This is a genomic window from Nocardia shimofusensis NBRC 100134, assembly GCF_001613125.1.
Taxonomy (GTDB): domain Bacteria; phylum Actinomycetota; class Actinomycetes; order Mycobacteriales; family Mycobacteriaceae; genus Nocardia; species Nocardia shimofusensis.
The window spans coordinates 14,195-39,894 of the sequence record NZ_BDBT01000038.1 but is presented as its reverse complement, the minus strand read 5'-3'; the positions used below and the strand labels follow the sequence as shown (position 1 = coordinate 39,894).

General features: G+C 70.0%; 20 protein-coding genes. 19 read left to right on the top strand and 1 reads right to left on the bottom strand.

Annotation, left to right across the window (positions count from 1 at the left end):
• The 16 genes from NS3_RS26095 to NS3_RS26020 form a co-directional block, all read left to right on the top strand.
• The coding region (locus NS3_RS26095) for a UDP-N-acetylmuramoyl-tripeptide--D-alanyl-D-alanine ligase (RefSeq protein WP_067865046.1) at positions 1–1,243 on the top strand (1,243 nt) is incomplete at its 5' end.
• Positions 1,240–2,316 (top strand): phospho-N-acetylmuramoyl-pentapeptide-transferase, encoded by a 1,077-nt coding sequence (gene mraY, locus NS3_RS26090; protein WP_067865009.1) that lies wholly within the window; start codon positions 1,240–1,242, stop codon positions 2,314–2,316. The genes NS3_RS26095 and mraY, both read left to right, overlap by 4 nt.
• 48 nt (positions 2,317–2,364) lie before the next feature.
• Complete coding sequence (murD, locus tag NS3_RS26085) at positions 2,365–3,807, top strand: UDP-N-acetylmuramoyl-L-alanine--D-glutamate ligase (RefSeq protein ID WP_067865004.1); 1,443 nt, start codon at positions 2,365–2,367, stop codon at positions 3,805–3,807.
• A gap of 113 nt (positions 3,808–3,920) precedes the next feature.
• On the top strand, positions 3,921–5,351 hold the full coding sequence (gene ftsW / locus NS3_RS26080; RefSeq protein ID WP_067865044.1) for a putative lipid II flippase FtsW: 1,431 nt from the start codon (positions 3,921–3,923) through the stop codon (positions 5,349–5,351).
• A gap of 28 nt (positions 5,352–5,379) precedes the next feature.
• Positions 5,380–6,531 (top strand): undecaprenyldiphospho-muramoylpentapeptide beta-N-acetylglucosaminyltransferase, encoded by a 1,152-nt coding sequence (gene murG, locus NS3_RS26075; protein ID WP_174550523.1) that lies wholly within the window; start codon positions 5,380–5,382, stop codon positions 6,529–6,531.
• A gap of 143 nt (positions 6,532–6,674) precedes the next feature.
• Positions 6,675–8,114, top strand: a complete 1,440-nt coding sequence (murC, locus tag NS3_RS26070; protein WP_067865034.1) for a UDP-N-acetylmuramate--L-alanine ligase — start codon at positions 6,675–6,677, stop codon at positions 8,112–8,114.
• On the top strand, positions 8,111–8,812 hold the full coding sequence (locus tag NS3_RS26065; protein WP_307610870.1) for a cell division protein FtsQ/DivIB: 702 nt from the start codon (positions 8,111–8,113) through the stop codon (positions 8,810–8,812). The genes murC and NS3_RS26065 overlap by 4 nt, the downstream gene beginning before the upstream one ends.
• Before the next feature lie 178 nt (positions 8,813–8,990).
• Positions 8,991–10,256: a cell division protein FtsZ gene (gene ftsZ / locus NS3_RS26060; protein WP_067865002.1), complete on the top strand. Its 1,266-nt coding sequence runs from the start codon at positions 8,991–8,993 to the stop codon at positions 10,254–10,256.
• Between the two features lie 91 nt (positions 10,257–10,347).
• On the top strand, positions 10,348–11,079 hold the full coding sequence (gene pgeF, locus NS3_RS26055) for a peptidoglycan editing factor PgeF (protein WP_067864999.1): 732 nt from the start codon (positions 10,348–10,350) through the stop codon (positions 11,077–11,079).
• Between the two features lie 155 nt (positions 11,080–11,234).
• Entirely contained in the window at positions 11,235–11,996 is a 762-nt protein-coding gene (locus NS3_RS26050; RefSeq protein ID WP_067865033.1) for a YggS family pyridoxal phosphate-dependent enzyme, read from the top strand.
• Positions 11,997–12,103: 107 nt separating this feature from the next.
• Positions 12,104–12,943 carry a cell division protein SepF gene (locus tag NS3_RS26045; protein WP_067864997.1) on the top strand — a complete coding sequence of 280 codons (840 nt, stop codon included), beginning with the start codon at positions 12,104–12,106 and terminating at the stop codon, positions 12,941–12,943.
• Between the two features lie 123 nt (positions 12,944–13,066).
• A complete protein-coding gene (locus NS3_RS26040; RefSeq protein WP_067865032.1) occupies positions 13,067–13,369 on the top strand; it encodes a YggT family protein in 303 nt (100 codons plus the stop codon).
• 66 nt (positions 13,370–13,435) lie between these two features.
• Positions 13,436–14,278: a DivIVA-like cell division protein Wag31 gene (wag31, locus tag NS3_RS26035; RefSeq protein WP_067864995.1), complete on the top strand. Its 843-nt coding sequence runs from the start codon at positions 13,436–13,438 to the stop codon at positions 14,276–14,278.
• A gap of 69 nt (positions 14,279–14,347) precedes the next feature.
• Positions 14,348–14,545: a hypothetical protein gene (locus NS3_RS26030; protein WP_067864993.1), complete on the top strand. Its 198-nt coding sequence runs from the start codon at positions 14,348–14,350 to the stop codon at positions 14,543–14,545.
• A gap of 297 nt (positions 14,546–14,842) precedes the next feature.
• Complete coding sequence (gene ileS, locus NS3_RS26025) at positions 14,843–17,971, top strand: isoleucine--tRNA ligase (protein WP_067864991.1); 3,129 nt, start codon at positions 14,843–14,845, stop codon at positions 17,969–17,971.
• A 398-nt stretch (positions 17,972–18,369) separates the two neighbouring features.
• The gene (locus tag NS3_RS26020; protein ID WP_084495931.1) at positions 18,370–18,969 is read left to right on the top strand and encodes an NlpC/P60 family protein; all 600 of its coding nucleotides are present in this window, start codon (positions 18,370–18,372) and stop codon (positions 18,967–18,969) included.
• 27 nt (positions 18,970–18,996) lie between these two features.
• Here the strand turns inward: NS3_RS26020 and NS3_RS26015 are convergent, their stop codons facing one another.
• Positions 18,997–19,881: a UTP--glucose-1-phosphate uridylyltransferase gene (locus tag NS3_RS26015; protein WP_084495935.1), complete on the bottom strand. Its 885-nt coding sequence runs from the start codon at positions 19,879–19,881 to the stop codon at positions 18,997–18,999.
• A gap of 294 nt (positions 19,882–20,175) precedes the next feature.
• Between NS3_RS26015 and NS3_RS26010 the strand changes: the two genes are divergently transcribed.
• From NS3_RS26010 to NS3_RS26000, 3 genes are all read left to right on the top strand, one after another.
• The gene (locus NS3_RS26010) at positions 20,176–21,657 is read left to right on the top strand and encodes a DNA polymerase IV (RefSeq protein WP_067865030.1); all 1,482 of its coding nucleotides are present in this window, start codon (positions 20,176–20,178) and stop codon (positions 21,655–21,657) included.
• A 95-nt stretch (positions 21,658–21,752) separates the two neighbouring features.
• A complete protein-coding gene (locus NS3_RS26005) occupies positions 21,753–22,253 on the top strand; it encodes a WKL family lipoprotein (RefSeq protein WP_067864978.1) in 501 nt (166 codons plus the stop codon).
• Between the two features lie 149 nt (positions 22,254–22,402).
• Positions 22,403–25,651, top strand: a complete 3,249-nt coding sequence (locus NS3_RS26000) for an arabinosyltransferase domain-containing protein (RefSeq protein ID WP_157101545.1) — start codon at positions 22,403–22,405, stop codon at positions 25,649–25,651.
• The last annotated feature ends 49 nt before the right edge of the window (positions 25,652–25,700 follow it).

The window sequence follows — 25,700 nt, the reverse complement described above, 5'->3', positions numbered from 1 at the left end:
GGGCACGGTGCCCGTGGGTTCGCTCGCGGTCGCCCACGACCCGGACGGCTCCGGTGCGGCGGTGCTCGCCGCGCTGGCCGCGCTGGCCCGGCACAGCGTCGAAAAGCTGACCGCCGCAGGCGGTCTGGACGTGGTCGGGGTGACCGGTTCCTCCGGCAAGACCTCCACCAAGGATCTGCTGGCCGCGGTGCTCGCGCCGCTGGGGCCGGTGATCGCCCCGCCCGGCTCGTTCAACAACGAACTCGGCCACCCCTGGACGGCCCTGCGCGCCGGAGCGGACACCAGGTTCCTGGTGCTGGAGCTGTCCGCGCGTGGCCCCGGCCACATCGCCGCGCTGGCGCGAGTCGCGCCGCCGCGCATCGGCGTGGTGCTCAATGTCGGCACCGCCCACCTCGGCGAGTTCGGCAGCCGCGAGGCCATCGCCCGCACCAAGGGCGAACTGGTCGAGGCCCTTCCCGAGCACGGTCTCGCGGTGCTCAACGCCGACGATCCGCAGGTGGCCGCGATGGCCGAGCGCACACGGGCCAGGGTGGTCACCTTCGGTCAGGCCGCGAGCGCGGACTTCCGGGCGAGCCAGGTGAGTCTCGACTCCGAGGCGCGTGCCTCCTTCACCCTGCACACCCCGGCCGGGTCCACCCCGATCCGGCTGGCCGTGCACGGGGAACACCAGGTCGGCAACGCGCTGGCCGCCGCCGCCGTGGCCGCCGAGTGCGGCGCGGACCTCGACACCATCGCCGCGGCGCTGACCGGCGCCCGCGCGGCCTCGGAGCGCCGGATGGACGTGCGCACCACCCCCCAGGGCGTGACGGTGGTCAACGACTCCTACAACGCCAACCCCGATTCGGTGCGCGCCGCGCTCAAGGCGCTGGTGACGATGGCACGGGCGGGCGATACCCCGCGGCGCAGCTGGGCGGTGCTCGGCGAGATGGGCGAACTCGGCGAGGAATCGGTGGTCGAGCACGACGCCATCGGCAGGCTCGCGGTGCGCCTGGATGTCGACCGGCTGGTCGTCGTCGGCACCGGACGCCCCTCCCGGGGAATGCACCAGGGCGCGGTGATGGAAGGCTCGTGGGGCGAGGAGTCGGTGCTGGTGCCCGACATCGACGCCGCGCTGGCCCTGCTCGACGACGAAGTCGAGCCGGGTGACGTGGTGCTGGTGAAGGCATCGAAGTCGGTGGGCCTGTGGCGGGTCGCCGAGCATCTGACCCGCGCGGCGGGCAGCGACACGGAGGCAGCGCAGTGAGACAGATCCTATTCGCGGCGGCGATCGCGCTGACGGTGTCGATTCTGTTGACTCCGTTGCTGATCAAGTTCTTCGCCAAACAGGGCTTCGGACAGGAGATCCGGGTCGACGGACCCGCCAGCCACCAGGCCAAGCGCGGCACCCCGACCATGGGCGGCGTCGCGATCCTCATCGGCATGTGGGCCGGCTATCTCGGCTCGCACCTGATCGGCATCGGCTACGACGCCGACGGTCCCTCGGCCTCGGCGCTGCTGGTGCTCGGCCTGGCCACCGCGCTGGGCGCGGTCGGCTTCCTCGACGACTTCATCAAGCTGCGCAAGGGCCGCAACCTCGGGCTCACCGCCGCGGGCAAGTACATCGGCCAGCTCACCGCCGCGATCGTGTTCGGCATCCTGGCCCTGCAGTTCAAGGGCGAGAACGGACTGACCCCCGCCAGCACGCACCTGTCCTACGTCCGCGACATCACCACGGTGTCGATGGGCCTGATCGTGTTCCTGGCCTTCGTCAGCCTGGTCGTGGTCGCCTGGTCGAACGCGGTCAACCTGACCGACGGGCTGGACGGCCTGGCCGCCGGCTCGATGAGCCTGGTGCTCGGCGGCTACGTGATCATCACCTTCTGGCAGTACTACCACGCGTGCGCGATCAAGCCGGAAGCCGGTTGCTACAACGTGCGCGACCCGCTGGACCTGGCGCTGGTGTGCGCGGCGGGCACCGCGGCCTGCATCGGATTCCTCTGGTGGAACGCGGCTCCGGCCAAGATCTTCATGGGCGACACCGGTTCGCTGGCGCTCGGCGGTCTGCTCGCCGGTCTGTCCATCACCACCCGCACCGAGCTGCTGATGGTCGTCATCGGCGCGCTGTTCGTCGCCGAGGCCGCCTCGGTGGTGCTGCAGGTGGCGGTGTTCCGCACCACGCGCAACCGGTTGTTCAAGATGGCGCCGTTCCATCACCACTTCGAACTCAGCAAGTGGGCGGAAACGACGGTCATCATTCGGTTCTGGCTGCTGGCCGCGATGGCCTCGGCGGTCGGACTCGGTCTGTTCTACAGCGAATACCTCTCCGCGGTCGGGTGATCCAGGATGGTCGAACATTCTCCGCGGGCCCTGCGCTCACCGGGGCCCATGCTGGAATTTCTGCGTGGCCGTGACGTTCTCGTCGCGGGCTGGGGCGTGTCGGGACGCTCGCTGGTCGAGCCGTTGCGCGACATCGGGGCCCACCCGGTGGTCACCGATGGCGGCGCGGCCGCCCTGGCCGAAGCCGCCGGGCTCGGTCTGGAAGTCGCCACCTCGGTCGAGCTGGAATCGGCCGATCTGAGCCGGTTCGCGCTGGTCATCACCAGCCCGGGCTGGCGGCCGGACTCGCCGGTGCTGGTCTCGGCGGTCACCGAGGGCATCCCCGTCTGGGGCGACGTCGAATTCGCCTGGTGGGTCGATCAGGCCCGCATCTACGGCCCGGTGCGCAAGTGGCTGGTGATCACCGGCACCAACGGCAAGACCACCACCACCCAGATGACGCACTCGATCCTGCGCGCGGCCGGCATCCCCAGCGTGGCCTGCGGGAATATCGGCCTGCCGATCCTGGACGCGCTGCGCCGCAACCCGGGACCGCAGGTGCTCGCGGTCGAACTGTCCTCGTTCCAGCTGCACTGGGCGCCGTCGGTGCGCCCGGAAGCGGGCGTGGTGCTCAATGTCGCCGAGGACCATCTGGACTGGCACGGCGGGCTCGACGCCTACGCCGCCGCCAAGTCCAGGGCGCTGGTCGGGCGGGTCGGCGTGGTCGGCCTGGACGATCCGGTCGCGGCCTCGCTGGCGCGGCGTTCCAAGGCCAAGCGCACCGTCGGCTTCCGAGTCGGCGTGCCCGCCGACGGTGAACTCGGCGTGGTCGACGGCAAACTGCTCGACCGGGCCTTCACCAAGGCCGCCATCCTGGCCGAGGTCGGCGACATCAGCCCGCCCGGACCGGCCGGGGTGGCCGACGCGCTCGCCGCGTCCGCGCTGACCAGGGCGATCGACGTGGCACCGCAGTTCGTCAAGGAAGGTCTGCAGGAGCACAAGGTGGGCCCGCACCGGTCGGCGTTCGTGCGCGAACTCGGCGGCGTCGAGTTCATCGACGACTCCAAGGCCACCAACCCGCATGCGGCGCGTTCGTCGATCCTGGCGCACCAGAACGTCATCTGGATCGCGGGCGGGCTGCTCAAGGGCGCCGGCGTCGAGGACCTGATCGAAGAGGTCGCCGAACATCTCGTCGCCGCCGTGCTCATCGGTGCGGACGCGCCGGTGATCGCCGACGCGCTCGCGCGACACGCGCCCGAAGTCCCCGTCGTCGAGGTCCGCACGGGTGACGATGCTGGTATGGCCGACGACCCGCACCGATCGAACCAGGCCGACGCCGTGATGAAGCGCGCCGTGCGCACGGCCGCCGGGTTCGCCCGCAGCGGTGACACCGTGCTGCTGGCGCCGGCCGCCGCCTCGCTGGACATGTTCGCCGACTACACCCACCGTGGACGCAGCTTCGCCGGTGCGGTGCACGCGCTGGAAGATGGTGACCTCGGGCGGCAGCCGTGACCGACCGGGGCCGGCGGGGACTGCGGCGCGCCAAGTCCGGTTCCGGTAAGAGCGCGCCCGCCGCGCGACCCGCGGGAGCGCGTGCCCCGGCGGTCACCAAGTTCCTGACCTGGATGGCGCGCCCGCTCGCGTCGTTCCATCTGATCGTCACCATCGCCACCCTGCTCACCGTGCTGGGGCTGGTGATGGTGCTCTCGGCCTCCAGCGTCGAGGCCTACACCGCGGGCGGCTCCGCGTACTCGCTGTTCCGGCAGCAGATCCTGTTCGCCCTGATCGGCACCGTGCTGTTCTATCTCGCGCTGCGCATCCCGATCCGCCGATTGCGGCAGTGGTCGTTTCCGGTGTTCGGGATATCGGTGGTCGCGCTGTTCCTGGTGTTGATCCCCGGCATCGGCACCGAGGTCCAGGGTTCGCGGCGCTGGATCGACCTCGGCGTCGTCTCGGTGCAGCCCTCGGAGATCGTCAAGGTGACCCTGGTGGTCTGGGGCGCGCACCTGCTGGCCTCCCGGCGCAGCGAGCAGGCGCCACTCAAGGACGTGCTGGTGCCGCTGGTGCCCGCGGGCATGCTGGTCTGCCTGCTCGTGGTGCTGGAACCGAACCTGTCGACCACCATCGCGCTGGGCATCGTGCTCGCGGCGCTGCTGTGGTTCGGCGGCCTTCCGGTGCGGCTGTTCGTCACCATCGCCATCTCGGGCATCGTCGCCGCGGCCGTGCTCGCGCTGACCGCCGGTTACCGCTCCGATCGCATGCGCGCCTTCTTCAATCCCGGCGCGGACCCGCAGGGCATCGGCTACCAGGCCAGGCAGGCGATGTACTCGCTGGCCGACGGCGGAATCTGGGGCCGTGGCCTCGGCCAGAGCCGCGCCAAGTGGAGCTATCTGCCCAACTCGCACAACGACTTCATCTTCGCCATCATCGGCGAGGAACTCGGCTTCCTCGGTTGCGCGCTGGTGCTCGGGCTGTTCGCGCTGTTCGTCTATACCGGCCTGCGCATCGCCACCCGTTCGGTCGACCCTTTCCTACGGCTGCTGTCGGCGACGGCCACCACCTGGATCACCGCGCAGGCGCTGATCAACGTCGGTTACGTCGTCGGCCTGCTGCCGGTGACCGGCCTGCAGTTGCCCCTGGTCTCGGCGGGCGGTTCCTCGCTGGCCATCACGCTGTTCATGTTCGGCATCATCGCCAATGCCGCGCGCCACGAACCCGAGGCGGTCGCCGCGCTGCAGGCCGGGCAGGACGGCAGATTCAGCCGGTTGCTGCGGCTGCCCAAGCCGGAGCCGTATTCGCCCGCCAAAGCCGGCGCGGCACGGGCCAGGTCGACGGGACGAGCCGGTGAGCGCGGGCGCGGCGGTGGGGCGCGGGTTCCCCGGCGCGCCGGGGGAGCACAGCGCTCGAGCAGTCAGGGCCGGGGCGGTGGTCAGGGCAAGCCCGCGCCGCGGCGCAGGTCCGGTGAGAGCCGCGGCACCAGTTCGGCCAGGGCGACCAGAGCCTGGGAGCCGACCTATCCGATGCCGCACGCGAAGGAACGGGGAAGATACAGGTGAGTGACGGGCGACGTGCTCGACGGGCCCGGTGGAGGAGTATCAGGTGACCACGAAGGATTCCGGTTCGTTGCCCTCGTCCGCGAGGATCTCGGTGATCGTCGCAGGCGGTGGCACGGCAGGACATATCGAACCGGCTCTGGCGGTCGCCGACGCGCTGCGCAGGCTCGATCCCTCGATCAGAGTGACCGCGCTGGGCACCGAACGCGGTCTGGAGACCAGACTGGTGCCCGAGCGCGGCTATCCGCTCGAGCTGATCCCGCCGGTTCCGTTGCCGCGCAAACCGACTCTCGATCTGCTGAAGCTGCCCGCCCGGGTGCGGGCTTCGGTGCGGCGCACCCGTGCGGTGATCGACGCGGTCGAGGCGGACGTGATCATCGGTTTCGGCGGCTATGTCTCGTTGCCCGCCTATCTCGCGGCGGGCCCGGGCCTGCTGCGGCGCAGGCGTGCGGTGCCGGTGGTGGTGCACGAGGCGAACGCCAAGGCGGGCATCGCCAACAAGATCGGCGCGCGAGTGGCCGCGAAGGTCTTGGCCGCCGTGCCGGATTCGGGTCTGCCCGGAGCGGAAGTGGTGGGCATCCCGGTGCGTGAGTCGATCACCGCGCTGGATCGGGCCGGACTGCGCGGCGAGGCGCGCGCGCATTTCGGGCTGCCCGGTGAGGGACCGGTGCTGCTGGTGTTCGGTGGTTCGCAGGGCGCGCGCAGCCTGAACGAGGCGATCTCCGCGGCTGCCCCGCAACTGGCCGCGGCGGGCATCTCGGTGCTGCACGCGCACGGCCCGAAGAACACCCTGGAGGTGCCCCCGCAGGTGGGGGCCGCCCGCTATGTCGCGGTGCCGTATCTGTCCCGGATGGATCTGGCCTACGCCGCCGCCGACGCGGTGGTGTGCCGCTCGGGTGCGATGACGGTCGCCGAGGTCTCGGCCGTCGGGCTGCCCGCGTTCTACGTGCCGCTGCCGCACGGCAACGGCGAACAGGAATTCAACGCCCGCCCGATCGTCACCGAGGGCGGTGGCAGAATCGTTCCCGACCAGGAACTGACGCCCGAATACGTGATCGACGAGGTGATTCCGCTGCTGCTCGACCGAACCCGGTTGACCGAGATGGGCCGCGCCGCCGCAGGCGCCGGACACCGCGACGCCGCCGACGCGGTGGCGCGCATCGCCGTGCAGGTCGCGCTGTGAGCGCGACGAACGGCGTGGACGGCACTCCCGCCGTGGACGGCACCAACACTGCAGGCGGCACCAACACCGCGGGCGGCACCAACACCGCGGGCGGAGCGAGCGACCCGCGGTCGGCGCTGCCCCCCGAGTTGCGCCGCGTGCACATGGTCGGGATCGGCGGTGCGGGCATGTCCGGCATCGCGCGCATCCTGCTCTCGCGCGGCGGCGAGGTGTCGGGTTCGGATGCCAAGGAGAGCCGCGGCGTGCTCGCGCTGCGGGCCCGTGGCGCCCAGGTCCGCATCGGCCACGACGCGACCGCGCTCGACCTGCTCGCCGGCGGACCGACCGCGGTGGTGACCACCTACGCGGCCATCCCCAAGACCAATCCCGAGCTGGTCGAGGCCAACCGTCGCGACATCCCGGTGCTGTTGCGTCCCACGGTGCTGGCCTCGCTGATGCGCGGGCACCGCACCCTGCTGGTGTCGGGCACGCACGGCAAGACCTCCACCACCTCGATGCTGATCGTGGCGCTGCAGCACTGCGGGCTGGATCCGTCCTTCGCCGTCGGCGGCGAGCTCAACGAGGCGGGCACCAACGCCCACCACGGCACCGGCGAGACGTTCGTGGCCGAGGCCGACGAGAGCGACGGCTCGCTGCTGCAGTACGACCCGGATGTCGCGGTCGTCACCAATATCGAGTCCGACCACCTGGACTTCTTCGGCACCGACGCCGCCTATACCCAGGTCTTCGACGATTTCGCCGACCGCCTGACCGAAGGCGGCCTGCTGGTGGTGTGTCTCGACGATCCCGGCTCGCTGGCACTGGCCGAGCGGGTCGGGCCGCGGCTGGCCGAGCGGGGCGTGCGCGTACTCGGCTACGGCTCCGGCGAACTCGCCGACGCCCCGGTCTCCGTCGGCGTGCGCCTGCACAGCTGGGAGCCCCGCGATGTCGGGGGAGTGGTGCAGTTCCAGCTCGGCGAGGAGTCCACACCGCGTTCCTTGCGGCTGTCGGTGCCCGGCAGGCACATGGCGCTCAACGCCCTGGGCGCACTGCTGGCCGCGCGCGCCGCGGGCGCCGACATCGATGAGATCATCCAGGGGCTCGAGGGTTTCGGCGGCGTGCACCGGCGTTTCCAATTCGTCGGCCGGGAGAACGGCGTGCGGGTCTTCGACGACTACGCCCACCATCCCACCGAGGTGCGTGCGGTGCTCGGCGCCGCGGCCGCGCTGGTCGAGCAGGAGGCGCGCGACGGCGCGCGTTCCCGGCAGGGCCGGGTGATCGTGGTGTTCCAGCCGCATCTCTACAGCCGCACAGCCACTTTCGCCACCGAGTTCGGCGCGGCGCTGAGCCTCGCCGACGAGGTCGTGGTCCTGGACGTCTACGGGGCGCGGGAGGAACCGCTGCCCGGAGTGAACGGCGCGCTGGTCGCCCAGGCGGTCACCGCGCCGGTGCACTACCAGCCGGACATGTCGCGGGTCGGCCGTCAGGTGGCCGGGCTGGCGCGTGCCGGTGACGTGGTGATCACCATGGGCGCGGGCGATGTCACCATGCTCGGCAGCCAGATCCTCGACGGCCTACGGGCACGGCCCCAGTACGGGCGGTGAGCCGCGTGCGCGCCGCGGGTGAACTGCTCGGGCCGGGGGGTCTGCGGCGGATGCGCTGGTGGGCGCTGCTCGGGGTGATCGTGCTCACCGTTTTGCTGTCGATCGCATGGTTCACCCCCGCGTTGTCGGTGCGCACCATCGAGATCGACGGCCTTTCCACCATTTCCGAGGAACAGGTGCACGAGCAGCTCGACATCCCGGACGGGCTCTCGCTCATGCGCATCGACACCGTCGCGATGGCCGAGCGGGTCGCCTCGATCGCCAAGGTGCGCTCGGCGCGGGTGGAGCGGGTGTACCCCTCGACCGTGCGGGTCACCGTGGACGAGCGTCGCGCGGTGCTCTGGTTCGACGCGCCCGAAGGCGCGCACCTGATCGACCGCGACGCCGTCGAGTTCGCCATCGAGGCGCCGCCGATCGGCGTGCCGCAGCTGGTCACCGATCACCCGGGCGGTGGCGACCCGGTCACTCGCGCCGCTGTGACCGTGGTCGACGCGATTCCGCCCGCCCTGAACATCCAGGTGGACGAGGTTCTGGCGCGGTCGATTTCGGACATCTCGTTGAAGCTGACCGACGGCCGCACGGTAGTGTGGGGCGGAGCGGACGACGCCGAACGCAAGGCGGCGGTGGTGTTACCGCTGTTGACGCGAGAGGGCACGGTGTTCGACGTTTCGAGTCCGAATCTGGTCACGGTGAAGTGATCGATTCCGTCTGTGTCCAGGGAGATTCTGTTCTCCGTCTCGGCGCGCCTGCGCCCGTATCGCGGCAGCGGCGAATAGCGTTCGGCAGCAGTCGGATACTTGACATAACACTAACCCTATGGTTGAGGTTCAGGGTTTTCCGAAATGACAGGCTTGGATCGAAGGAAGGCGAGAGCCCATGACGCCCCCGCACAACTACCTTGCGGTGATCAAGGTCGTCGGTATCGGCGGCGGCGGCGTGAATGCCGTCAACCGGATGATCGAACAGGGACTCAAGGGAGTCGAGTTCATCGCGGTCAATACCGACGCGCAGGCGCTGCTGATGAGCGATGCCGACGTCAAGCTCGACGTCGGCCGTGAACTGACCCGTGGCCTCGGCGCGGGCGCCGACCCCGAGGTCGGCCGCAAAGCCGCCGAGGACCACAAGGACGAGATCGAAGAGGTGCTCAAGGGCGCCGACATGGTCTTCGTCACCGCGGGTGAGGGCGGCGGCACCGGCACCGGCGGCGCGCCCGTCGTGGCCAGCATCGCGCGCAAGCTCGGCGCCCTGACCATCGGTGTGGTCACCCGGCCGTTCTCCTTCGAGGGCAAGCGCCGCGGCAACCAGGCCGAGGTCGGCATCACCCAGTTGCGCGAGTCCTGCGACACCCTCATCGTCATCCCGAACGACCGGCTCCTACAGCTGGGCGACGCGGCGGTCAGCCTGATGGACGCCTTCCGCTCCGCCGACGAGGTGCTGCTCAACGGTGTCCAGGGCATCACCGACCTGATCACCACCCCCGGTCTGATCAACGTCGACTTCGCCGACGTCAAGAGCGTCATGTCCGGCGCGGGCAGCGCCCTGATGGGCATCGGCTCCTCGCGTGGTGAGGGCCGATCGGTGAAAGCGGCCGAGGCGGCGATCAATTCGCCCCTGCTGGAAGCCTCGATGGACGGCGCGCACGGCGTGCTGCTGTCGATCGCGGGCGGCTCCGACCTGGGGCTGTTCGAGATCAACGAGGCCGCCTCGCTGGTGCAGGAGGCCGCGCACATCGAGGCCAACATCATCTTCGGCACGGTCATCGACGATTCGCTCGGCGACGAGGTGCGGGTCACCGTCATCGCCGCCGGGTTCGACGGCGGCGGTCCGGCCAGGCGCACCTTCGACGCGCCGCACACCCGAGGCTCCATCGGTTCGGGCCGTGCGGGGGAGATCAGCAGCCGGGCGGGGGATCTGTCCTCGTCGTCCAGGAGTTCGGAGCCGGTGAGCGGTTCCGCGGCCTCCGCCTCGTCGAGCTCCTCGGCGGGCTCGATGGGTTCCGGCCGCGGCGCGGTGCCCAACTACCGCGACACCGAGCGCCCCCGGCTCGCCGAACCGACGGTCGCGCACAACAGCCGTTCGCACATCCAGGATTCCGACCCGGACGACGACGACGTCGACGTGCCGGACTTCATGCGTCGCTGATCGGCGCTCAACGATCGAGCGTGCCCGGAAACGTCGGTGCGGGCACGCTCGTGCGGCTACTACTCTCGAACACATGAATACCCTCGGACGCATGACCGCGTCCACACTCACCGTCCGCCGGGTCACCACCACGCGCACCGGCGGCTTCTCCGCGCCGCCGTACGACTCGTTCAATCTCGGCGACCACGTGGGTGACGATCCGGAAGCGGTGCGACGCAATCGACTCCGGCTCGCCGAGGGCATCGGGCTCCCAGCGGATCGGCTGGTGTGGATGGAGCAGATCCACGGCCGCAATGTCGAGGTGGTCGACGGCCCGCGCGCCGAGCCGGTACCCGCCACCGACGCCCTGGTCACCACCGAACCCGGACTCGCCCTGGTGGTGCTGACCGCCGACTGTGTGCCCATCCTGCTCTCCGACGACGAGGCGGGGGTGATCGCCGCCGTGCACGCCGGTCGGATCGGCGCCCGGATCGGCATCGTGCCGCGGGTACTCGAGGCGATGGTCGCCCAGGGCGCGCGCCCCGAGCGGATCGGCGCCTTCCTCGGCCCGGCGGCCTCGGGACGTCGGTACGAAGTGCCCGCCGCCATGCGCGCCGACGTCGAGGCCCATCTGCCCGGCAGCGCCACCACGACGGTGCGCGGCACGCCCGGCCTGGATCTGCGGGCGGGCATCCGCAGGCAGCTGACCGAGGCGGGCATCGGCGGCATCGCCGAGGACCCGCGCTGCACCATCGAGGACAAGACCCTCTTCAGCCACCGGCGCGGTGCGCCGACCGGGCGCATCGCCGGGGTGATCTGGATCGATACCCAGGGCGGGGAGTGACCCGAGCCGAGACGCGCCGAGGGAGAGGACGGCATCCGGGCCGGGAGCGTGCCCCATCGAATGTGATCAGAGCGACAGCACGCACGGGGGACACAGTGACGAGGACGGGTATCCGGCGCTCGCGAGGACATGACACGGAGGACGAAGTGAACAGCGTGACCGGAGCGGCGCAGCCGCAGGCCGCCGCGGCGGCGCAGGCCCGCACCGCGGAGCTGGCCGCGAATCTGGCGTCGCTGAACGGCCGGATCGACGCGGCCTGCCGCGCGAGCGGTCGCGATCGCGACTCTGTGCGACTGCTGCCGGTGACGAAGTTCTTTCCGGCCTCCGACGTCGCGCTGCTGGCAGGCCTCGGGCTGGGCGAGTTCGGCGAGTCGCGGGAGCAGGAAGCCGCGGCGAAGGTGGTCGCGCTGCGCGAGCTCGGTCACGACGGTCTCCGCTGGCACATGATCGGCCGCTTGCAGCGCAACAAGGCCAATGCCGTGGCCCGCTGGGCGCACACGGTGCACTCGGTGGACAGCGAACGGTTGGCAACGGCCCTTGACCGCGGTGCGCGCGCCGCGCTCGAGGCCGACGAGCGTCGCGAGCCGCTGGACGTGCTGATCCAGGTGAGTCTGGACGACGATCCCGAGCGCGGCGGCGTGCCGGCGCACGGTGTGGACGCGCTCGCCGACACGGTCGCCGGTGCCCCGAGTCTGCGGCTCGCGGGCCTGATGGCCATCCCTCCGCTGGGTGTCGAGCCTGATAGCGCGTTCGCGCGACTTGCGAGCTTGCACACGCGTTTACGCGAACGCCACCCCGGCGCGAGCGAACTTTCCGCAGGAATGTCGGGTGATCTGGAATCGGCGATCACACACGGATCCACGTGTGTGCGTGTCGGTACCGCTCTGATGGGCGCCCGACCGATAACCTCTGGCTAGCAAAGAAACCTCATCAGTCACATATGACACATAAGATTGGGACGGACGAGGAGCTGAGCAAGTCTTCAACACCCGGCCGCCACCGGGGCCGAAGGAAGGTCGACCAGATGAGCACGCTGCACAAGTTCAAGGCGTACTTCGGCATGGTTCCGCTCGAGGATTACGAAGACGACTACGTCGACGATCGCGCCTCGCGCGCGAGCGAGCGCGGTGGCGCGCGCGGATCCCGTCCGTACTCCGAGCGGCCGGGCTACGGTGCCGACCGCTACGGCGAAGAGCGTTACGGGGCCGATCGTTTCGGGGCCGAGCGGTTCGGTCCCGACCGCTTCGGCGCCGAGCGCTTCGGTGCCGACCGCTTCGAAGACGACGCCGAGTACCCGGAGCCCGCCTACAAGTCCTACAAGCCGGCATACCCCCCGCGCCGCGAGGAGTACCCGGAGGACGACTACGGCGAGGATCCCTACGAGCCGCCGCGCAGGCCCACCCGCATCGAAGCCGCGCCCTCCTCGGGCCGGTTCCGTGCGGGCGGTGGCGCGTCGGCGTTGCGCGGAGCCACCCGGGGCGCGCTCGCCGTCGATCCCGCGGCCGAGGAGCGCCGCCTCGAGGAGCGGTTGCGCCCCGAGCCCGCGCCCGCTCGACGGCCCGGGATCTTCGAGGACGGAGGTCCCTTGTCCAAGATCACGACACTGCGCCCGCGCGATTACAGCGAGGCCAGGATCATCGGCGAGCGGTTCCGTGAGGGCAACCCGGTGATCATGGACCTGGTCGAACTGAGCAACGCCGACGCCAAGCGCCTGGTGGACTTCGCCGCCGGACTCGCCTTCGCGCTACGTGGCTCGTTCGACAAAGTGGCCAGCAAGGTGTTCCTGCTCTCGCCCGCCGACGTCGATGTCTCGGCCGAAGAGCGCCGCCGGATCGCGGAAACCGGCTTCTACAACCAGAAATAGCGACCTGCTCCCGCGCGCTCCGACGGGGGTGGAGCCGAACGGGCAGGTCGACAGGGGGAAGATGTCCGGTTCGCGGCGGTGTGGCCATTTTGCACACCGCCGTTTTTCGGGCAGAGTGACATGGTGGCCTTGTTCGCGGTGCTGTACTTCGTGCTGTTCATCTTCTGGCTGTTGCTCATCAGCCGGGTGATCGTCGAGTTCATCCGTAGCTTCGCCCGCGACTGGCGGCCGACCGGCTTCGTGGTCGTGATCCTCGAAGTGATCTTCACGATCACCGACCCTCCGGTGAAACTGCTGAGGCGGCTCATTCCTCCGGTGTCGTTGGGGGGAATCCGCCTGGATCTGTCGATAATGGTCCTGCTCTTCATCGTGTTCATCCTGATGTCGATCGTCAGCAGGCTCGGCCAGCCGGTCGCACCGATGTGACAGAATGGGTGACGATACCTTGCAAGATCTGCTCGATCTCCAAAAGACGCGTGAAGGGATCCTTCCATGCCGCTGACTCCAGCCGATGTGCACAACGTCGCGTTCAGCAAACCGCCGATCGGGAAGCGCGGCTACAACGAGGACGAGGTCGACGCCTTCCTCGACCTGGTCGAGCAGGAGCTGTCGCGGCTGATCGAGGAGAACGCGGATCTGCGTCAGCGGGTCGCGGAGCTGGACGCCGAGCTGGCCGATGCCAAGAAGAACCGCGGCAGCGGCCCGGCCGCGGTCAAGCCGCCGGTGCCGCAGGCGCAGCCGGAGCCGATCAAACCTCCTGTCCCGGTGACACCACCGGCGCCTATCGCGGCCGCGCCGCCGGCCAAGGACAACTCCGCGGACGCGAACCTGCAGGCTGCCAAGGTGCTGAGCCTGGCTCAGGAAATGGCCGATCGCCTCACCAGTGACGCCAAGACCGAGTCGGAGAACCTGCTGTCCAACGCGCGGGCGAACTCCGAGCGTCTGGTCACCGACGCGCGCACCCGCTCGGAATCGATGGTCGCCGAGGCGCGTCAGAAGGCCGACGCGCTGCTGTCCGACGCGCAGACCAGGTCCGACAGTCAGTTGCGTCAGGCCAAGGAGAAGGCCGACGCCCTGCAGGCCGACGCCGAGCGCAAGCACACCGAGATCATGGCCACCATCACCCAGCAGCGCAGCGTGCTGGAGAGCCGCATCGAGCAGCTCAAGACCTTCGAGCGCGAGTACCGGGTGCGGTTGAAGTCCTACCTGGAGTCGCAGCTCGAGGAGCTGGAGAACCGCGGTTCGGCGGTTCCGGTGGACGGCGGCGAGCCCTTCGCCGACAGCAGTTCCACCGGCAGCCTGCCCGCGGCCTCGTTCGCCAAGGGCGGCAAGTAAGCCGCCCGGAGGGCAGCGGACAACGGTCGGCGCAGGCAGATCTGGCCTCGGGATATCTGAGGGGTCGGCATGCTCGTCCTGACGCTCGTTCTCGCCGCGATCGGTTTCGCGCTGCTGGTGACCGCGTTGACCACGGGCTCGGTGCTCTGGGCCTGGGGCTGCATCGTGGTCTGTGGCATCGGCGCGGTGCTGCTGCTGGTGAGCGCACTGTCCACCCGAAGACCCGACGGCGGAGCTCCGCCGCCGGGGCGGCACGTCCGGCGCTGATCCGGGCAGGGAGATATTCGCTCGACAGCGCCCGTTAGAATGAACACACGACCAACGGCAACGATCCGGCCATCACCGGGGAGCCTTCGGAAGAACGGTCACTTCCGCACCTGTGCGGGAGGGGCTCAGTAGAACCGAACGGGTGAGCCCGTCACAGCTCACAAAGAGAGGTCCGGTGCGTCCGACGCCGGACAAACGGGGTGGTACCGCGGTTTCGGCGCACCTGGCGCCGATGTCGTCCCCGTGCCCACATCGCACGCGCCTGCCGGCGCGGTGGCACGAGGAGACGGATCCGCGATGGCGGACGACAACAACAGCGCATATCCCCGCGTGGACTTCGGCGCGGGTTCCGGGGCTTCGTTCCCCGAACTGGAGCGTCTCGTGCTCGACGCATGGGAGGCCGACGACACCTTCCGTGCGAGCATCGAGAATCGTTCCGGCGCAGCGGAGTTCGTCTTCTACGACGGCCCGCCCTTCGCCAACGGCCTGCCGCACTACGGTCATCTGCTCACCGGCTACGTCAAAGATCTGATCCCGCGTTTCCAGACGATGCGCGGCAAACGCGTCGATCGGCGATTCGGCTGGGATTGCCACGGCCTGCCCGCGGAAATCGAAGCCGAGAAGCAACTCGGTATCACGGACAAATCACAGATCGACGCGATGGGTCTGGCGGAATTCAATGCCGCGTGTAAGTCGTCGGTGCTGCGATACACCGGGGAATGGCGCGACTATGTGACCCGTCAGGCGCGCTGGGTCGATTTCGACAACGATTACAAGACCCTCGATCTCGACTTCATGGAGTCGGTGATGTGGGCCTTCAAATCGCTCTACGACAAGGGCCTGATCTACCAGGGCTTCCGGGTGCTGCCCTACAGCTGGTACGAGCAGACGCCGCTGTCGAACCAGGAGACCCGCCTCGACGACGCCTACAAGATGCGTCAGGACCCGGCGGTCACCGTCGACATGCGGCTGCGGGTGCCCGAGGATCATCCGCTGCGCGAGCTCGACGGCGCGAACGCGCTGATCTGGACCACCACGCCCTGGACGCTGCCGTCCAACTTGGCGATCGCGGTGCACCCGGACGTGCGCTACGTCCATCTGAAGGCCGCCGACGGCAAGCGCTATGTGCTGGCCGCCGAACGGGTCTCGCACTACGCCCGCGAGTTCGGCGAGGACGCTCAGGTGCTCGGCGAGTTCGACGGCGCGGCGCTGGCCGGACTGGCCTATGCCCCGCCGTTCGACTTCTTCGTCGGTCACCCCAACGCCCACCGCGTGCTCGGGGCCGACTACGTCACCACCGACTCGGGTACCGGCGTCGTGCACCTGGCGCCCGCCTTCGGTGAAGAGGACATGGACGTCTGCGCGGCCAACGGCATCGAGCTGGTGCAGCCGCTGGACCCGGGCGGCAAGTTCACCTCGATGGTGCCGCCGTACGAGGGCCTGATGGTCTTCGACGCCAACCCGGTGATCATCAAAGACCTCAAGGCGGCGGGCCTGCTGCTGCGCCACGAGACCATCGAGCACTCCTACCCGCACAGCTGGCGCTCCGGTCAGCCGCTGATCTACATGGCGGTGCCGTCCTGGTTCGTCGCGGTCACCTCCTTCCGCGACCGGATGGTGGACCTGAACAAGCAGATCACCTGGGTGCCCGAACACATCCGCGACGGCCAGTTCGGTAAGTGGCTCGAGGGCGCGCGCGACTGGAACATCAGCCGGAACCGCTACTGGGGCAGCCCGATCCCGGTGTGGGTGTCCGATGATCCGGCCTATCCGCGCGTGGACGTCTACGGTTCGCTCGACGAGCTCGAGCGCGACTTCGGCGTGCGTCCGGCGGATCTGCACCGGCCCGCGATCGATGAGCTGACCCGGCCGAATCCCGACGATCCGACCGGTAAGTCGACGATGCGCCGGGTGCCGGAGGTCCTGGACTGCTGGTTCGAGTCCGGCTCGATGCCCTACGCGCAGGTGCACTACCCGTTCGAGAACAAGGAGTGGTTCGACTCCCATTTCCCCGGCGATTTCATCGTCGAGTACAACGGGCAGACCCGCGGCTGGTTCTACACCCTGCATGTGCTGGCCACCGCGCTCTTCGACAGCCCCGCCTTCAAAACCGTTGCCGCACACGGCATCGTGCTCGGCGACGACGGGCTGAAGATGAGCAAGTCCAAGGGCAACTATCCCGATGTCAACGAGGTCTTCGACCGCGACGGTTCCGACGCGATGCGCTGGTTCCTGATGAGCTCGCCGATCCTGCGCGGCGGCAATCTCATCGTCACCGAGCGCGGCATCCGCGAGGGTGTCAGCCATGCGCTGCGCCCGCTGTGGAACGCCTGGACGTTCTTGCAGCTGTACGCCTCGACTCCGGGGCAGTGGCGCACAGACTCACAGAACGTGCTCGACCGCTACATCTTGGCGAAGCTGGCGCAAACCCGCGATGTCATGACCGAGGCGCTCGAGGTCTACGACATCGCGGCCGCCTGCGAGGAACTGCGTTCCTTCGCCGACGCGCTCACCAATTGGTATGTGCGCCGGTCGCGTTCGCGCTTCTGGTCCGAGGAACGCGACGCGGTCGACACCCTGCACACCGTGCTCGAGGTCGTCGCCCGGCTGGCGGCGCCGCTGCTGCCGCTGATCAGTGAGGTGATCTGGCGCGGGCTCACCGGCGGTCGTTCGGTGCACCTGACCGACTGGCCCGCCGAGGGTGAGCTGCCGGCCGATCCGGAGCTGGTGGCGGCGATGGACGAGGCGCGGGTGGTCTGCTCGACGGTGCTGAGCCTGCGCAAGGCCAAGAACCTGCGCGTACGTCTGCCGCTGGCCGAGGTCACCATCGCCGCCGCGGACGCGGATCGGCTGGCGCCCTACGCCGACATCATCGCCGACGAGGTCAACGTCAAGAAGGTCGATCTGACCTCCGACGTCGACGTGCACGGCCGTTTCGAGCTGGTCGTCAACGCCCGCGCGGCCGGTCCCCGGCTGGGCAAGGACGTGCAGACGGTGATCAAGGCGGTCAAAGCCGGGCAGTGGAGCGAGGACGCCGAGGGCGTGGTCAGCGCGGCGGGCATCACGCTGCTGCCGGAGGAGTACACCCAGCGACTGGTCGCCGCCGAACCGGAATCGACCGCCGCGCTGCCCGGTAATGCCGGTCTGGTGGTCCTGGATTCGGTCGTCACCGAGGAACTGGAGGCCGAGGGCTGGGCTCGCGACCTGATCAGGGAACTGCAGGAGACCCGCAAGTCGCTCGGCCTCGAGGTGTCCGACCGGATCTCGGTGGTGCTCGAGGTGCCCGACGAGCGGCAGCACTGGGCCCGCGCGCACCGTGACCTGATCGCCGGGGAGATCCTGGCGACCGGGCTGGAGTTCGGCGCCGCGGGTGCGGACGCCGTCGATCTGTCCGGCGGAATGCGGGCCGCGGTCGTCAAGCAGTGAGCAGTCGGCTGTGGCGGAGGGGCCCCCTCCGCCACAGCCGATCACCGCCGCGAACCGCCAAGCATGTGATTCAAATCACATGCTGGATATTTGCTGAACCCTGGTTCCCGGTGTGGACGGGGCGGCAGAATCGCCCATGTTGTAGTTGGGGCACATGCTAACCGCTGGTGCCGGTGTGATTCGTCGACGAGTTCCACCTGACGTCCCCCCGACCTGTGCGAGCCCGATCGCCGCGGGGGTGAGCTGAGGTCCGCTACGCCGCCCCACCGACGTGCCGACGTCGCGGACCATCTGCCCGACAGGGAGGCCGCGTTCGCATGATCAGACGTTCCCAGGCTCGACATCGCTCGGCGCGACACGACACCGCACGACAGCGCCGGACCCGGCGTCCGCGGTCGATGGATTCCCGGCCGCGCCGTGCGCGGGTGCGCCGACCACTGCGGCGGATCGCCGTCGGATTGCTGGCCACCACGGTGACCGTGATCGTCCTCGGCGGCACGGCCGCGGCCGACCCCGTGTCCGGTGGCCTCAGCAGCGGCTCCGGCTCGGGCAGCGGCTCGGGCTCGGGGACGGGCTCGGGGACAGGCTCCGGTTCGGGTTCCGGCCTGGGTTCCGGCAGTGCCAGCGGCTCGGCCGCGATCCCGCTGCCCAGCCTCGCCGGTCTCGGCGCGCTGGCGGCGGCGACCACCCAGGTCGGCAAGCCTTACGAATGGGGCGCGATGGGTCCGCATTCCTGGGACTGCTCGGCCCTGGTGCAATGGGCGTTCCGGCAGGTGGGTGTGCTGTTGCCGCGCACGACCTGGGAACAGGCCGAGGTCGGCGCCGCGGTGCCGATGTGGGCGCTCTCGCCCGGCGACGTGGTCGTGCTCAACCCCGACGGCTCGCACGTGGGCATCTACGCCGGGTTCGGCCAGGTCCTCAACGCCTACGGCCGCGGGGTCCCGGTCGGGCTCAGCCCGCTGAACCAATTCGAGATCTACACCATCCGGCGCTTCTGATCGAGGCCGCTCGAGTCCGGGTGACCCTCAGCCCAGTTCGCCGGCCAGCGAGCGCAGCGCCGGGCCGTAGTCCGGATGAGCCAGCGCGGAGGCGAACTGCGCGACCAGGTAGTCCGCGGGATTGCCGGTGTCGTACCAGCGGCCACGGATGACCTGGCCGAAGACCGGATTATCGGCGGCGTGGACGTTGATCGCGTCGGTGAGGTAGACCTCACCGGTGCGGTGGGAGTACCACTCGTCGGTCTGCCGGCGCAGCTCGGCGATGATGCCGGGAGTCACCACGTAGCCGCCGATGGCCGCGAAGTTCGACGGCGCGTCCTCGGGCTTGGGTTTCTCGCGCAGACCCGTGATGCGTAGCAGGCCGTCGCCCTGGTCGTCGGTGACCACGGGCACGCCGTAGCGCTGCGAGTCGCCCGGGTCCATCGGCATGAGCGCCAGCACCGGGGCGCCGGTGCGCTCGTAGGCGTCGATGAGCTGCTGGGCACGCGGGATCTCGGCGACGAACACGTCGTCGGGCCACAGCACCAGCATCGGCTCGTCGCCCATGCTGCGCGCGGCATTGAGCACCGGGGTGCCGTTGCCGTAGGGGCCGTGCTGGTCGAGGTAGGTGATGTGGCCGAGCCGGGACAGCTCGCCGACCTCGGCCACGGCGTCGGCGTAGGCGGTCTTGCCGTCGGCGCGCAGTTGCTCGACCAGGGCGGGGTTGGGGCGGAAGTGGTCCTGGATCACGTGTTTGCCACCGCTGACGACGATGGTGATATCGGTGATACCGGAGGCGACCAGCTCTCGGACGGTGTGCTCGATGACCGGCTTGTCGCCGACCGGCAGCATCTCCTTGGGGATCGCCTTGGTCAGCGGGAGCAGCCGGGAGCCGATACCTGCGGCCGGAATGACGGCCTTGCGGATCTTCATGCCTTCGATCATCACATATCGCGGCCGGGGAAACGGGCCAACCGGACCTGCGATCCGCCCCAGACGCGCTCGCTATCAGGGCTGGTTAACGCGGGTAAAAGCGGCCGTGCGCCACCGTGGGAATTCGGTTCATCCACAGCTGCCCGACAGCAAGTCCGCAGCCATCGGCGGTCCGCAGCCACGGCAAGGCGGGCCGGGCTGTCGGTGCCCGGGCGTAGATTCCGGTACGTGAGTACCGTGCGGGGGTTGCCCGAGCCCGGGCGCACCGCGCGCCGGTGGGTGCTGCACATCGACATGGACGCCTTCTTCGCCTCGGTGGAGCAGTTGACCCGGCCCACCTTGCGAGGCAGGCCGGTACTGGTCGGCGGGACCGGTGGGCGCGGCGTGGTCGCGGGCGCGAGCTACGAGGCGCGGGCGTTCGGCGCGCGCTCTGCCATGCCCATGCACCAGGCCAGGCGGCTGGTGGGGGCGGGCGCGGTGGTGGTTCCGCCGCGCGGCGCGGTCTACGCGCACCTCAGCGGGCAGGTCTTCGAGGCGCTGCGCGAGATCGTCCCGGTGCTGGAGACGCTGTCGTTCGACGAGGCGTTCGGCGAACCGGCCGAGCTGGCGGGGACGAGCGTGACCGAGGTGCACGAGTTCTGTGCCCGGCTGCGCGCGGTCGTGCGCGACCGCACCGGACTGGTGGCGTCGGTGGGGGCCGGCACCGGCAAGCAGCTGGCCAAGATCGCCTCCGGCCTGGCCAAACCGGATGGGATCCGGGTGATCTCCCCCGACGAGCAACAGGCGCTGCTGGCAGGACTGCCGGTGCGCAAGCTGTGGGGGATCGGACCCGTCGCCGAGAGCAGATTGCGGTCGGTGGGCATCGAGACCGTCGGCGCGTTCGCCGCGCTGCCGGAATCGGAAGCGGTCTCGCTGCTCGGCGGCAGCGTCGGCGCGGCACTGCACCGCCTGGCACGGGGCATCGACGACCGGCCGGTCACCGAGCGCGCCGAGGCCAAGCAGATCAGCGCGGAGAACACCTACGAGACCGACATCGTGACCCTGGCCGAACTGCGCAGAGCCATCACCGCCATGGCCGAGTCCGCGCACGCGCGCCTGCGCAAGGACGGCCGCGCGGCCCGCACCGTGGTGCTCAAGCTCAAACGCGCGGATATGAGCATCGTGACCCGCTCCTCGACCCTGCCGTACGCGACCGTCGACCCCGCGGTGCTCGCCGCCGCGGCCCAGCGTTCGGCCATCGACCCGGTCGAGCTCGGACCCATCCGGCTGGTCGGGGTGGGCTATGCCGGACTGTCCACCGTCCAGCAGGAATCGCTGTTTCCCGAACTCGATCGCGGAGAGTTCGCCGACGATCTCACGGACGACACACCGGTCGTGCCCGGCCACCCGGATCCCACGGGCGGTCCGGATCTCGCTGTCGATCCGGTGGCGGTGGGCGCCTCGATCGCAGCGGTTGCCGCTGAGATCTCCTCTGTCGCACCGGCTCGGATCGGCGCCGCGGCCACGGTCGCCGGGACGGCCTCGCCGGTCGGCGGCGCGGCTACGCCGGGCGCTCGGGGCGAGATCGAGGGGATCGATCCGGTGGCGGCGCGACCGTGGGTGGCGGGAATGGATGTGTCGCATCCGGATTACGGGCACGGCTGGGTGCAGGGGGCCGGTCACGGGGTGGTGACCGTGCGGTTCGAGACGAGTTCGACAGGACCGGGTCCGGCGCGTACTTTCAGCGCCGACGACATCAGTTTGTCCCGGGCGGACCCGCTCGGCAGTCTCGGTTGACCGGTAGCCTGGGTGGCCGGGCAGCGCTGCCGGTTCGAGCGCGCGCCGGCCCGGCACCGATACCGACCCCTTACTCGAACGCAAAGGACGAGCAGTTGAAGCTTCGTACGACTGGACGCATCGCGATCGCCGGCTTCGCCGTTATCGCCTCCCTGACCCTCACCGCGTGCGGCGGTGACGACAGCGGGGACGAGGCCAAGCCGGCCAAGACGACGACCAGCGCGGCGGCCATCAGCTCCGCGGCGGACACGCCCGCGGTGCCGACGGCGGAGGAGCTGAACGCCCAGCTGCAGCGGGCACTCGATCCCACGGTGCCCAACTCCGAGAAGCTGGAGATGGTGCAGGGCATCGAGGCCGATCCCGAGCTGCCCGGACGCCTGGCCCAGGCCTACACGGAGACCGGCGCCACCGTGACCGTCACCGACGTGACCGCCTTCGGCGACACCGTCAACGCCAAGGCGACCATCCTGCTCAACGGCCAGGAGAACATCGCCGACGTGCCGTTCGTCAGCGAGGACGGTCAGTGGAAGGTCCAGAAGGAATGGGCCTGCATCATGCTGACCAACCTGGGCCAGCAGTCGCCCGCCTGCGTCTGATCCCGGCGTACTGAGCGTGCGCGGCCCGAGCCGGATCGGGCCGCGCACGTCCCGGCGTCCGCTCGCGGCGTCACCTCGTTCCGGCTCGCGGTGTGGCCCGATCCTCGTCTCGAAATCGCCCGTTACTATCGGTCGCCGTGGCTGACACTATGGTCCGGCCGCGGACGGCTTCCGCGGACGATTCGGAAACCCCTCCGCTGCACCGAGATTCCCGGTCCGCGTGGGCGCGTCCGGTCGCTCTGCTCGCCGCGCTGGTCGGCGTGGTGTGCGCGATCGCGGTACCGCTGTTGCCGGTCCGGGTCGATGCCGCCACCCTGACCTGGCCGCAGAACGGTTCGGCCGACAGCGTGGAAGCGCCGCTGATCGGCTACGCGCCGGTGACCTTCGAGGCGACCGTGCCGTGTGCGGCCATCGCCCGGCTCGGCCCCGCGGGCGGCGTCCTGGTCGCCGGCGGCCCCACCGGGTCGCCCGATCTGGAACGCCACGGTTTCCTCGCGCGAGTCACCGCCGCCACCCCCGACGATCCGTCCCGGCTGGACGTCGTGCTGCGCAATCAGGCCCTGTTCAGCGTCCCGGTCACCGAGCTGGCGCCCGGCTGCGAACTGTCGGTGCGCGCGGACGCCACCGCCGCCGTGGCCACGCTGGTCGGCTTCGGCGGCGAGTCGACCGTCCGGCTCGACGGCGATTTCCGCCCGCAGCTGGTCGGCATCTACAGCGATCTGGCCGTCGCCGACGGGACCGTGGTGACCGCCGAGATCGACAGCCGCTTCTCCTCGACCCCGACCCCCCTCAAACGCGCCGCCATCTGGCTGGCGCTGATCGCCACCGCCGTGGCACTGGTCGCGCTGCATCGCATCGACCGCGAGGACGGCAGGCGTCATCGCCGCGTCAGCCCGCGCCTGCGCGGGGTGACCGTGCTCGACGGCGTCGTGATCGGCGTGCTCGTGCTCTGGCATTTCCTCGGCGCGACCACCTCCGACGACGGATACCAGTTCGGCATGGCCCGAGCGTCCGGCGTGTCCGGCTACATGGCCAACTACTTCGCGTATTTCGGTGTGCCGGAGAACCCGATCGGCACCCCCTACTACGACCTGATCCGCCTCATGTCCGAGGTGACCACCGCCAGTCCGTGGGTCCGGCTGCCCGCCCTGATCGCGGGCATCCTGGTCTGGCTGCTGCTGAGCCGGGAAGTGGTGCCGCGTCTGGGCGTCGCCGTGCACAACAATCAGCTCGCGCTGTGGACCGGCGCGCTCGGATTCCTCGCGGTGTGGCTGCCCTACAACAACGGTCTGCGCCCGGAACCGCCGGTCGCGCTCGGCCTGCTGCTCACCTGGGTCTCGGTGGAACGCGCGGTGGCGACCCGGCGGCTGCTGCCCGCGGCGGTGGCGATCCTGGTGGCCGCGTTCACCATCACCGCGGGGCCGTCCGGCGTCATCTGCATCGCCGCGCTGGTGGCCGGTATCCGTCCGGTGGCGCGGTCGATCATGCACCGGGTCGGCGCCGAGGGGTCGCTGGGGCAGCGGATGCTCGGCTACGCGACCCTGCTCGCTCCGCTGGCGGCGGCCGGTCTGCTCGTGCTCGCGATAGCCTTCGCCGATCAGCCGTTGAGCGCCGCGCTGGAGATGCAGCGAGTGCATCACGCGATCGGCCCGGATGTGCCCTGGTTCCAGGAGTATCTGCGCTACCAGTACCTTTTCCAGCCGGAGATCGACGGATCGATCGGCCGCCGGATCGGCATCTTCATGATGATGGCCGGACTGGTGATCAGCGTGGCGGTGCTGCTCCGCCGGGGCGGCCGGATTCCGCTGACCGCCGCGGGCCCGGCGCGGCGTCTGCTCGGCACCACCGCGGCCGCGCTGCTGCTGATCATGATCACCCCGACCAAGTGGACGCATCACTTCGGCGTGTACGCGGGTATGGCCGGTGGCGTGGCGGTGCTGGCCGCGATGGCGGTGAGCCCGCGAGTGCTGCGCGCGCCGCGCAATCGCGTGCTGTTCGCCGCGGCCGTCGCGTTTCTGCTCGCGCTGGTGTTCTCCGGCACCAACGGCTGGTGGTACGTCTCCTCCTACGGCATGCCGTGGTGGGACAAGTCGCCCTCGATCGCCGGGATCGGCCTGAACAAGGCGTTCCTCGCGCTGGCGCTGGCGCTTCTGGTGGTCGCGGCGTGGTGGCACGTGCGTACCCCCGGCGACGTTGCGCCGCATCGGGTCTCGCGCGCCATGTGGCGGGTGTCGGCCCTGCCGCCGCTGACGATCGCGCTGGCCGCGCTGGTCCTGTGGGATCTCGGCTCTTTCGCCAAAGCCGCTGTGGCCCAAGGCGAATCGTTCTCCCTGGCTCGGTCCAACATCGAGGCCGTGACCGGCGAGCCGCACGCGCTGGCCGGTTACGTACTGGTCGAGCGGGACCCGAACGAGGGCATGCTCGAACCGCTCTCCGGCGATGCGGTGTCGACCTTCACCGGCGTGGGCGAGGGCTTCACCCCGGCAGGCGTGGCCCAGGACCTGCGCCCCGACGCGGAGGACAATTCCTCCGGCAGCATCGCCGACGCGCTGGGCGCGGATTCCTCCGACAACGAGGAGGCGGGCAGGTCCACCGCCGCGTTGCCGTTCGGCCTGGACGCCACCCGGGTACCGGTCATGGGCAGTTACCGCTCCGGGGACGCCGGCCCGGCCGAACTCACCACCGGCTGGTACCGGCTGCCTGATCCGGCCGACCGGGAGGACATCATCGCGCTCAGCGCCGCGGGGCGGATCAGATCGGTCGACGCCGACGGGGTGGTGACCGACGGCCAGCAGGTCGAGATCGAATACGGCACAGCCGGATCCGCGGGCGACGCCCAGCCGATGGGCCGGGTGGCGCCGATCGACATCGGTCCCGCGCCGTCGTGGCGCAACCTGCGGGTGCCCTTCACCGCCATCCCGGCCGAAGCCGACGTCATCCGGATCGTCGCCGTCGACCGCGACCGCAACCCGGCCCAGTGGGTCGCGCTGACCCCGCCGCGTGTGCCGAGGACCGTCACCCTCGACGAATTCGTCGGCAGTGAGCAGCCGGTGCTGATCGACTGGATGGTCGGCCTGCAGTTCCCGAAGCAGCGCCCGTTCGATCACCGGCACGGCATCGCCGAGGTGCCCGCCTTCCGCATCCTGCCCGACCGCGGCGGCGCGGCGGTGACCAATCTCTGGCAGTCGCACGACAGCGGTGGCCCGCTCGGCTGGACCGGCAAACTGCTCCAGACTCGGGCCCTCGCCACCTACCTCGACGGCGACTGGGACCGCGACTGGGGCGAGCTGCAACAGCTCACCCGCATCGACGACTCCGCCGTGCCCGCCGAACCGGAGATCACCCGCGACGACCGCTGGGGACTGTGGTCGCCGGGCGTGATCAACACCGCGTACTGACGGCACGGAGCGGCAGTCGTCGGCCCGGTGCGGCCATCGTGTCCGGTGG